Here is a 12256-nt window from a genome sequence, read left to right on the forward strand (position 1 = left end):
ATGAAAAGACTTATACTTACCCTCATTCTAATGCTATCTAGCATTGTGTTTACAGCACAAGAAAAAATAGTGTCAGAAAGTATTAGAGCTGAAAAGAATCTTAGTTTGTCTGATGTTGCCTTTAGAGAGCGCTATAACGGTGTTGCCAGAGGAAATATTACTTCGATAGCAAACAATATTCTTAATAGGCCTCCAACATCGGATCCCTATGATGCGAATGGATACAACAATAGTTTTAACCTTGGTTATATTGATGTAGATAGCGACGCAAGTACGTTTTCTTCCTCCAGTGCAACCTTAAGCCTTCCAACTTGTTCGAATGTAGTGTATGCTGGATTGTATTGGGCTGGAATATATCCTTATGATAACTGGTCAGAAGAAAGTGCAGGTATCAATACTAGAGATAGTGATTTTAACGAAATCAAGTTCAAATTACCAGGAGGAAATTATATTGATTTAGTAGCAGATAAATTAGATCCAAATGAATTAATTTATGATAATGGAGCGGCTGATGAGATGCCTTATGTTTGTTATAAAGATGTAACTAGTTTAGTAGCAGGTCTATCGAATCCAAATGGAGATTATTTTGCGGCGAATATAAAAGCAACACTTGGTACCGATAATTTTGGAGGGGGACTAGGATCTTCGGCAGGATGGAACTTAGTGATAGTCTATGAGAATGAAAATGAATCGAGTAAAAAGTTTTATGTTTTCGACGGATTTTCTACAATTCGTAGAGCAGATAATCCATCGGTTGATGTAACTGTTACAGGATTTCAAACGATACCAGTGGGGCCAGTAAGAGCCACTCTTTTGGTTTCAGCACTGGAGGGAGATAGTCCTATTGTTGGTGATAGCTTTCAGATATTGAATCCGTTTGGATCGTATTCCACAATTACTACAGGAAGTAATAACCCTACCAATAACTTTTTTAATAGTTCTATTACCGCGTACAATAATTATCAAACAAATCGAAACCCTGATAGTGAAAATACATTGGGTTATGATGCAGATATTTTCGCTTTAAATAATCCGAATAATAGCATTCTCCGAAATAATCAAACGAGTGCTACTCTACGTTTTACTACCGCGGGAGATTCGTATTATCCATTTTTATTGGGAATGGCTGTTGAAATAATTGAACCAAAGGTTCAGTTAGTGAAAACCGTAGATGACGGAGCAGGAAACGATATTGCTGGACAAACTTTAGCTTTAGGAGCGGAATTATGGTATAACGTTAGTTTTCAAAATGTAGGTACAGATAATGCAACAGATACTCAAATCGTTGATGTTTTACCTAAAAATGTTGATTTAATTGAAGCCGATTTAATTCTTCCAGCGGGAATAACATCCTATAATTATGATCCACCTTCGGCGGCTAATTCGTTCAGAGGGGTTTTAACCATTGATGTACCAGATAGCATGGTTACAGAGGGTGGTGCAGCGTATGATATTAGATTTAAAGTACAAGTAGTTTCTTCTTGTAATGATTTAAGAGATGTATGTTCTAATATTGTAGAGAATCAGGCATTTGCTAATTATAGTAGTGATTTAGGAGGAACACCAAGAGTTGAAAACGAACCAAGTGTTGCAGGTTTAGATGCTTGTAATTTCGGTATTGATGGGTCTACTAACTTTTTAGCTGATACCTCAGGATGTACTTATGAAAGAGATGAAGTACTTTGTGGTCCAACACTTTTACTATCAGCAGGTGCTGGATTTATATCTTATGAATGGCGAGATTCAAGTAATACAATAATAGGTACTGATCAAACAGTAACAGTGAGTGCAGTTGGAACTTATACAGTAAGTAAAGTGGCACCCGTGGGCTGTATAAGCACGACCGAAATTATTAATGTAATAGCTTATAATACAGAGACTAATCCGTTAATTCCTTTTGCCGATATTATGTACACAACCTGTGTAAATAATACTGATTTGGCTGAAATTTATTTGTGTGGAGATAGTAGTACTCGAACCATAAATTTACCTTTCGATTCTTCTACAGGAACAACAGTAACATGGCAAAAACTTGACGAAACTTCTTGTCCTGATCAAACAGCAGTAGGGTGTGCAAATATTGATACAAGTTGTACTTGGAATACGATTAGTACGAACATGTCCCTAGATGTTTCGGATTCAGGTGAGTATAGGGTAGAAGTTCTTTATGATGGAAGGTGTCCGACAACATATTATTTTAATGTTTTCAAGGCGGCTTTAAATCCTACGATTGTAAAAGAAGATATGATTTGTGGCAATGATGGGCAAATTACAGTCAATGGAGTGCCGGCAGGATATCAATATAGTTTAAGTGGACCAAGTGGTTATTTTGTTGATTTTCAAGCGTCAAATACATTTACGGTTTCGAATCCAGGAGATTATGATTTACAAATTAGAATTTCAAATGCGTCAGCAGCTTCTTGTTCATATGATTTTGGACCTATCAATATTTTAAATAGAGAAATTGATTTAGATATAACGCCTACACATATTGTTTGTTCTGGAGATACTGGAAGTATTCGTGTTCAGGTGAATAATGTTCCTGGCGATTATACATATACATTATTACAAGGAGGTTCAACTGTTGGTAATGAAGGACCTACCGCTAATAATGATTTTACTTTTAATGTTAGCACTGGTGGAAACTATCAAGTAAGAGTTACAACAGCAGATTGTACAATTACAGAAGACATTACTATAAATCAAGTTGCAGATTTAACATTAACAGCAGCAATCATCAAAAATATTTCATGTTTAAACGGTACTTCTGATGGAATTATTCAATTAAGCGGAACTGGAGGTACTCTAAATACTGGAGATCAGTATACTTTTGCCGTTTGGACGAACCAAGGAACGGATTTATATACTTCGATATCAGATATTCCACCATCGGAATTTTTTACAGATTTCACTTATTCGGTTGCTGATGGAGATGAAGGTGTATATAGATTCGTAATACTCGATAGTAATAACTGTTTTAGTATATCTAATGAAGTAGAAGTTACTGTAGAACCACCTTTAGCATTTGATTTAAATGTAGATTCGATTTCATGTCCAGGAGATAGTGATGGAATTATTTCTGTTTCCGTTAATGGTAGTAGTCAAGGATATTTGGTTGAATACAATATTGATTCAGGTTCAGGACCAGGTGCGTGGAATACTACTGGAAACTTTTCAGGTTTAGCTGTTGGCACTTATACAATTAATATTAGAGCTTCAAAGCCTAATTATCAGTGTTTCGATACAGTGAATGCTGAAATTGAAGATAAGACTCCTATTTCGAGTTCAGCTATGTTAACTCAGGAGTATACTTGTGCTCAACAGGGTATAATTACTTTTGAACAAGCTACAGGAGGAGCTCCATGTTCGAATGAAGTCTTGGATTTGGGTATTTTTGATGGATTAACAGCAGGGACAGGTGGAGTAGCGGCTACAAACACCCAACCGTTACCTGGAGGAGTTAATGGAGAAAATGTAACTCTTACTCTCATACATAATGGTAGCAGTGGAAGCATTACAGCTGTAGAATCTGGTGGAACATTCAGTCCTAGAGACCCTTCTGGAGACGGAAGTATTGTGCAAATTGGTACTTTAAATGTGGATAATACACAAGAAAGTATTGTTCAATTTGATTTTGATAAAGAGGTTAATAATATGACCTTTGTTATTACTGATATTGATGGCGGAAACTTGTCATCTCCTGAAGAAACGGTTATTGAAGGGTTTAGTTCAGGTATAGCGGTAGCTAATCCTACAATGACTTTGGTTAACAATGGACCAACACCGAATCAGAATGGTACTATTTTTAACGGAGGAGGGGCAAATTCGACGAATGTTGTAAGAATTAGTTTTAATGAACCAATTGATAGGTTGAGAATTAAAGCGAGAGGAACACAATCGACGGCTGTTTCATTAACGCAATCTATTTTTAATTTAGAGTATGCTATTTGTTATGCAGTTGATGCTTTGGGTAACTCGAATTACTCTTATGGTATCAATGGTGTTTATTCAGATAATCTGATTAAAGATGGCTTAACGGAAGGAACGTATACATTAACAGTTAGAGATGAGAATAACTGTTTACTAACATTACCTAGTATCACTATCCCCCCTTTAGAAGTTTTAGATGATAACTTTACTTTTAATGTCGATTATAACTGTGATGGTACAGGGAATGTTACAATATTACCAAACCAATTTGATTATAGTTATGCAATAAATGGTGGAACTCCTCAAGATTCTAACGTATTTACCAATGTACCCGTGGGTAATCATCCTGTAACTGTTACAAAAATTGATGGTGTTGATGACCCTAGTGGTTTAACATGCGCTAATTCTAGAGTCGTTTGGGATTCTACAAGTGGATCAGGGACTATTGTAATTAATGGTGTTAATGTAAATTATCAAACATCATTATCAGGTCCAGGTTTTTTCTCAGGTTCGAGTGATGGTTCAGGTCATATAAACATGGGGAATCTAACAGGAAATTATTCTACTCCTACCGAATGGACTATTACCTTCGATAAAGAGATTAGTTTGGAAATGTTTTCAAAAAATTACTCTGTATGGAGTTATTGGTTCGATAGTGGAGAGAATTTTGTGATTTCTTCACCTGGAGAAACATTTACGGTTGATAATCCTGATAATTCTTTGAATGTAGCTGCAGGAGAATATAATGATACATTGTCATTTAGACCTTCTACAGCAGAAACTAACAACAACAGACAATGGTCTATTAAAAGTTCACCTCTAAATACTTTTACAATATCTTATGTAAATGTTAATAGAAATGCAACCGCATTTAGTTTAGCAGCGAACTGTGTTCTTAAACAACCTAGTGCTTGTACAGAAGATTTCAATGTAACGGTATTACCCAATAATGAATTTACTGGAACCATAACAGGATCAACTGATAGTAGATGTTTTAATGCAAATAATGGTACAGTTACAATTTCAGCTTCTAATTTTACTGGAGGCGATTATGAATATTCAGTTAACGGAGGTGCGGATTGGTTAGTTGCGATAGACAATCCTTTCAGAATCGTTGGAGTTGCAGCTGGAACTCATGATATTTTAATAAGAGAGGTAACAAATGGAGTTACTTGTGAAATAGATTTAGGACAAGTAACAATTTCGGAACCACCACAAATGAATGTAACGGCTGATGTTACTGATACCGTGAGTTGTATCGGAATTGGAGCAACGATTACGGTAACAGCTTCTGGAGGAGTACCTCCTTATACATTTAGTTTAGACGGTGTTAACTGGCAAGTTTCAAATGTGTTTACAGATGTTGCAGAAGGAACTTATACAATTCAAATTAGAGATAGTCAAAACTGTGATGAATGTGGATGTACTTCCGATCCGTTTGTAAATGGAAGTTTTGAAGAGCCTATTCGAACATATACCGGTTGGAGTTTAGTACATGAGAATAACGTACCAGGTTGGGATACAACAGCTTCGGATAATAATATTGAAATTTGGCACAATAATTTTCAAGGAGTTCCAGCTTCTGAAGGAAATAATTTTGCAGAATTAAATGCCAATGCCGTTTCTACTTTATACCAAGAATATTGTACACAGCCAGGTGATGTAATCTCATGGTCACTTGATCATAGAGGTCGTTTAGGAACTGATGTTGCTCAAGTAAGAATTGGAGGAGATTTAGGAACAGCACCCGTTCAAGAAACCATGTCTGATGGAAATACTGCTTGGGGTAGTTACTCAGGAACATATACTGTACCAGTTGGGCAGCCAACAACGATAATAGCTTTTGAAGCAGTTTCAACGACAGGAGGAAATCCAACGGTTGGTAATTTTATCGATAATGTTGATATTGTAATTAACAAAGTAACTTGTACTCCTGTAACGGTGGTATTAGATCCACCTCAAACTATTGAATTTACGGCGACGCCAACGGCTTGTTATTCTGGAAGTAATGATGGTGAAATTGCCATCAATGTTACACAAGGAAATGAAGAGTATCAATTCATATTAAATGGAGGGTCGCCTCAAACGCCAACGCCATCTACCGCTACTAATTATACGTTTAGTGGGTTAGGTGCTGGAACTTATACTGTTGATATTGTTGATGGTGCAGGATGTACAGCTACCCAACAAACTGTAACGATAAATGATCAGTTAACAGCAACAGCGGCTACTACAAATATTACATGTAATGATGGTAATTTAACTATTACTGCTAACGGTGGTGATGGTAATTATCAGTATGCATTCATTACTACTGGAAGTGGTGATACTCCAACATATGTAGGAACAAGCTCCTTCACAATAACAGCTTCAGGAGACTACGATTTCTTTGTTCAAGATGGATCTGGTTGTAGTTATACATCAACTGTCAATGTTGGTCAAACAACAAGTCCAACATTTACTACAGATGTAAATCAACCGGCATGTAATGGTCATACTGGAAGTATTGACATCACAATTTCTAATGGAGTAGCGCCATATACAATTGCGTTTACAGATAACACAACTTCTACAACAACGACATCTACGCAATCAGATACTACAATATTATTTGATTCATTAGCCTCTGGTACTTATACAGTCCAAGTAACTGACGCAAACGGTTGTACACAAACACCCGTAGATGTAGTAGTTGATACATTAACATCTGTAGCAAGTACAGCAAGTATAACTCAAGATTATACATGTACTATGCTAGGCCAAATTACTTTTACAGCGGCAACAGGAGGTTCTGGCCCATATACTTACGGAGTCAATGGAGTTTATAATACAGATTTAGTTTATAATAACTTAACAGAAGGAACGTATACGTTAACAGTACAAGATAATAACGCGTGTATTTCTTCTGTTGGAAGTTTAACTATAGATGCAGTTCCAGTTATTCCTGATTTCACAAATGATGTTACTTACAATTGTGATGGAGATGGTAATATAACAATGACTCCACCAGCAACTCCAGTGTTAACCTATAATTATAGTTTAAACGGAGGGACGGCTGGACCTACAAATACATTTGAAAATTTAGTAGCAGGAACATATACTATTACGGTTACTTCTGATAGAGCATGTTCGCGTGACTTTGTAGTAACTGTAGATGCAAACCAAGAATTTAGAGGGAGTATTTTAGGAAGTGTAGGTAACTATTGTAATTCTTTAGGAAATGGGCAAATAACAATTTCGGCGGAAAATTATGCAGGTGATTATCAATATTCTATTGATGGTGGAACTACATGGTTAACAGTTGCCGATAGTCCTTATACAATTTACGGTCTTGATAACGGAACATACGATGTTGTGATAAGAGAGTTGACAGGGGCAATTGATTGTCAAGTAAACCTAGGACAGGTTACTATTGATGATCTTCCTGATCTTCAAATAACGGCTTCCGTAACACAACCAGCTTCATGTGAGGCAACAAATTCAGGAGCAACAGTTACTGCTTCAGCTTCAGGAGGCTTACCTCCATATACATACAGTTTGGATGGAACTACTTGGCAAGCATCACCTGTATTTACGAATGTAGATCCAGCGGGTTCACCTTATGATGTGTATGTTCAGGATAGCAGAGACTGTAGTGAGTGTGATTGTTTAGGAGGAGCGCCTCCTAGTTCAAACCCACCTTGTAACCCTGGGTTATATCAAGTTATTAGTTTTGAGCTACGTGTAATTGACCCAGTAACAGGTGATAACGAATTTGTAGCAAGACCTACAGTAGATACGAATGCAATTTCAATACACCCAACGAATTACTATATATACGGTACAGTTCGTGGAACAAAAGAGTTGTTTAGAATGGGATATGATGGTGTTGCCACGGTTTTTGGAACTATTACCCACGAAACATCAGGAACAATATTACCAATAGATCCAAATGTCTGTTTCTTTGATGAAACTGGTAATTATTTATGGTTACGTCAAGGAGGAAGTACTTTTTATAGAGTGGATATTAATACAAGAAAATATACTACAGTTAGTTTCACAGGTGGAGGCACAGCAGCAGATATGGTGTTCATTTCAGGGAAAGGGTATGGTATACAAAACCAAACACTCTATATCGCTGATATGTCCACAAATCCTGTTTCGATTACTAACAAAACAGTTACAGGCGGTCTTCCTAACGGGTCTTATGGTAGTATGTTTACCGTGAAAAATGGAGATTTATATGCTTTCAGTAATACTACTGGACAAATTTTTAGAATAGATAACTTTACAGGAGCTAGCCCTAATGCGGTCTTTGTGGATCAAGGTACACCTTCTGGTTTTAATGATGGAGCTTCTTGCCCAGAGGCATGTTTACCAGTTCAGTTCGTTTGTGTTTCTCAAGAATCAATAGAGATAACGGTAGATCCACCAGCAGAAGTAATTCATACAGCTACTCCAACAACATGTTTTAATGGAAGTAATGGAGAGATAGTTGTTAACGTTACTCAAGGTGTTCAAGATTACTTATTTAGAATAGATGGAGGACCATGGATTGCGCCAACTCCCGCGAATGCAACAACGCATACCTTTACAGGATTGAATGGAGGGACGTATGATATTGAAGTTCAAGATGCTTTAGGTTGTATTTCAACATTAACATCTCATACGATAAACAATCAACTAACGGCAACAGCATCAACGGCAAATGTTACTTGTAATGATGGAAGTTTAACAATTACTGCAGCAGGCGGAGATGGAACTTATGGATATGCGGTTGTAGATAATGGAGACCCAGCACCTACATCATATGTTGGAACGAATTCCTTTGCAATAACAACATCAGGCGATTATGATTTCTATGTAGAGGATGGATCAGGCTGTACGTATATGTCAACGATTAATGTTGGTCAAACAGCAAATCCAAGTTTTACAACCGATTTAAATCAACCAGCATGTAATGGAGATACAGGAAGTGTTAACACCACAATATCAGATGGTGTTGCTCCTTATACGATTGCTTTTACCGATAATACTACTTCTACCACAACGACAACCACACAGGCGGGAAGTACCTTATTACATGATACATTAAATCCTGGAACTTATACAATTCAAGTAACGGATGCTAATGGATGTTCTCAAACACCAGTGGATGTTACTATCAATGCATTAACTACGGTTGCAAGTACGGCTAGTATAACAAAGGATTATACATGTGATACTTTTGGAGAAATATCGTTTACTCCAGGTAGTGGAGGTACTCCACCTTACTTATATGGATTAAATGATAATTACAGTTCTGATTCCATTTTTACGAATTTAACCGAGGGTACTTATCAAGCTTCAATCAAAGATGCTAATGGTTGTACGGTAATGTTGGAAAATCTAGTAATTGATCCGCTAGATCTATTACCAAATCTCGGGTATACAGTTGATTACAATTGTGATGGTACTGGTAATGTTACCATTAGCCCTACAAGTACGGATTATAGTTTTTCTTTAAATGGAGGAACTATCCAGGGGTCGAACGTTTTTACAGACTTACCTCTAGGGACACACACAATTACAGTGAATCAAAGAGAAGGTGTATGGCAACCTGATGGGGTTATTTGTAATAGAAAGTCAGTTTGGAATTCAAACAGTTTAACAGGAGTTGTCGATATAGAGGGTGAAGAACTCAATTATACCATAACCTTAACAGGAGTTGGCTCCGTGTCATCACTAAATGCCAATTCAGGACACCTTATATTTTCAACACCCGGAGGGCCAGATAATACCTTTATCACAATATCATTTGACAAAGATGTCAGTTTAGAACTATCGAGTAAAACAATAACATCAGATTGGTTTGATTCAACGGATAGTTTTACCATTTACTCAGCTGGTGAGGATTTTACGGTTAACAATCCTGATAATTCTATTTCGGTGGCATCAGGAGTGTATAATACTAATTTCTTTTTTAGACCTGTGGGAACTGGATCTAATGCAAATAAGGCATGGACGGTAAAAAGTACACCTTTACGTCAGTTTAGAATTGCCTATCAGAATTGGAATAGCAATACAGCTGCACTTAAACTATTAACCGAATGTTTACATGTTGATCCAACAGCTTGTCCAAAAGATATTGATGTTACTATTTTACCCGATCAAGAATTTAGAGGCGAAATTTTTAACGTAGTCGATGCAGGATGTAATGGAGTAGATAGTGGTCAGTTATCGTTAAATGTGGAAAATTTTAATACATCGTTTGATTATAAAATAGGATCTCTTAGCTGGGTAGAAAATAATACCGTGAGCCCTGTAAACATTAATACCATTCCAGTTGGAACGCACGATGTACTTATAAGAACGCTTTCCAATATAGCTGGAAAAGGTATAGCCACTCAAAGTACTACAGGTTTTGAAGGTGATGCCTCGAGAGCTATAGATGGTAATACCGATGGAGGGTATAGAAATGAAACAGTAACACATACAGCGGCAGGCGATATTAATCCATTTTGGGAATTAGATTTGTCTCCTCTAACTTCTGATAATATTCCGATAGAAAATATTGTTGTTTGGAATAGAACCGATTGTTGTGCGGGCAGACTAGATAATTTTATATTAGAATTATTTGATAATTCTGGTAGTTTAACCTATTCCTATACGCACACTGGAAGTGTTTCTACCAATGTAGACATACCTATTAATAATAACGGTTCAAGAATTCGAATTCGTTTAGTAGGAACGAATAGATTCTTAAGTCTAGCAGAAGTAGAAGTTTTTTCTAAAGTTGTATGTCAAGATAATATAGGTTCAATTACGATTAATGAACCAACTGCGGTATCAGCAACAGCTGCAATCACTAAGCCAGTAACCTGTTCAAATCCAACAGGAGCAACAATAGAAGTAACAGGATCGGGAGGAACACCAGGATATACTTATAGTTCAAATAATGGAACGAGTTTCCAAGCGAGTGCAACCTTTACAAGTTTAGCAGCTGGTACTTATGATATTATTGTAAGAGATGCTAATAATTGTGATTCACCAGCGTTTAATTTAACAATTGATCCAGCTGAAACAATTGCATTTACAGCAGTACCAACTACATGTTTTAATGGAAGTAATGGCGAGGTTGTAATCAATGTTACTCAAGGAAATGGAGAGTATCAATTTATTTTAAACGGAGGATCACCTCAAACACCAAGCCCAACATCGGCGACAACGTACACATTTACTGGATTAAGTTCAGGAACGTATACTGTTGACATAGTAGATGGAGGAGGATGTACAGGAACGCAACAAACGGTTACTATAAATGATCAACTAACGGCAACAGCATCAACGGCAAATGTTACTTGTAATGATGGAAGTTTAACAATTACTGCAGCAGGCGGAGATGGAACTTATGGATATGCGGTTGTAGATAATGGAGACCCAGCACCTACATCATATGTTGGAACGAATTCTTTCCCAATAACAGCATCAGGCGATTATGATTTCTATGTAGAGGATGGATCAGGCTGTACGTATATGTCAACGATTAATGTTGGTCAAACAGCAAATCCAAGTTTTACAACCGATGTAAACCAACCAGCGTGTAATGGAGATACAGGAAGTGTTAACATCACAATATCAGATGGTATTGCTCCTTATACAATTGCCTTTACCGATAATACAACTTCTACCACAACGACAACTACACAGACAGGAAGTAACTTATTACATGATGCATTAAATCCTGGAACTTATACAATTCAAGTAACAGATGCTAATGGATGTTCTCAAACGCCAGTAGATTTTACTATCAATGCATTAACTACGGTTGCAAGTACGGCAAGTGTTACTCAAGACTATATTTGTGGTACTTTGGGGCAAATAACCTTTACAGGAGCCACAGGAGGAACCGCACCATATACTTATGGAGTCAATGGAGTTTATAATACGGATTTAGTATATGACAACTTAACAGAAGGAACCTATGTTTTAACAGTACAGGATAATAACGGATGTATTCAATCAGTGGGTAGTTTAACGATTGATCCATTACCAGTAATACCTGACTTTACCAATAGTGTTACCTATAACTGTGATGGTAGTGGTAATGTTACCTTAATAGCGCCAGCAACACCAGTGTTAACCTATACTTATAGTATTGATGGAGGTACAAATATAAATGGGACAGGAAATGTATTCAATGATTTAGCAGTAGGTACTCATACAATTACAGTTCTGTCACCACGAGCGTGTAACAGAGATTTTGTAGTAACAGTTGCTGCAAATGAGGAATTTGGAGGAAGTATAGTTTCGAGTACAGATGTTTTATGTAACGGAGCTACTGATGGAACTATCACCATAGAGGCTG

1 protein-coding gene (cut by a window edge) is annotated in these 12256 nt (G+C 36.9%); it reads left to right on the top strand.

What is annotated here, in order from left to right:
* Window positions 1–12256: the 5' portion of a galactose-binding domain-containing protein gene (locus tag BLW23_RS19835; RefSeq protein WP_143032236.1), read on the top strand. Its footprint extends 9668 nt past the window's final position; 12256 of the gene's 21924 nt are visible here — the first part of the coding sequence; the start codon lies at window positions 1–3; the stop codon falls past the right edge of the window.

It is taken from the genome of Tenacibaculum sp. MAR_2009_124 (genome assembly GCF_900105455.1).
GTDB lineage: Bacteria > Bacteroidota > Bacteroidia > Flavobacteriales > Flavobacteriaceae > Polaribacter.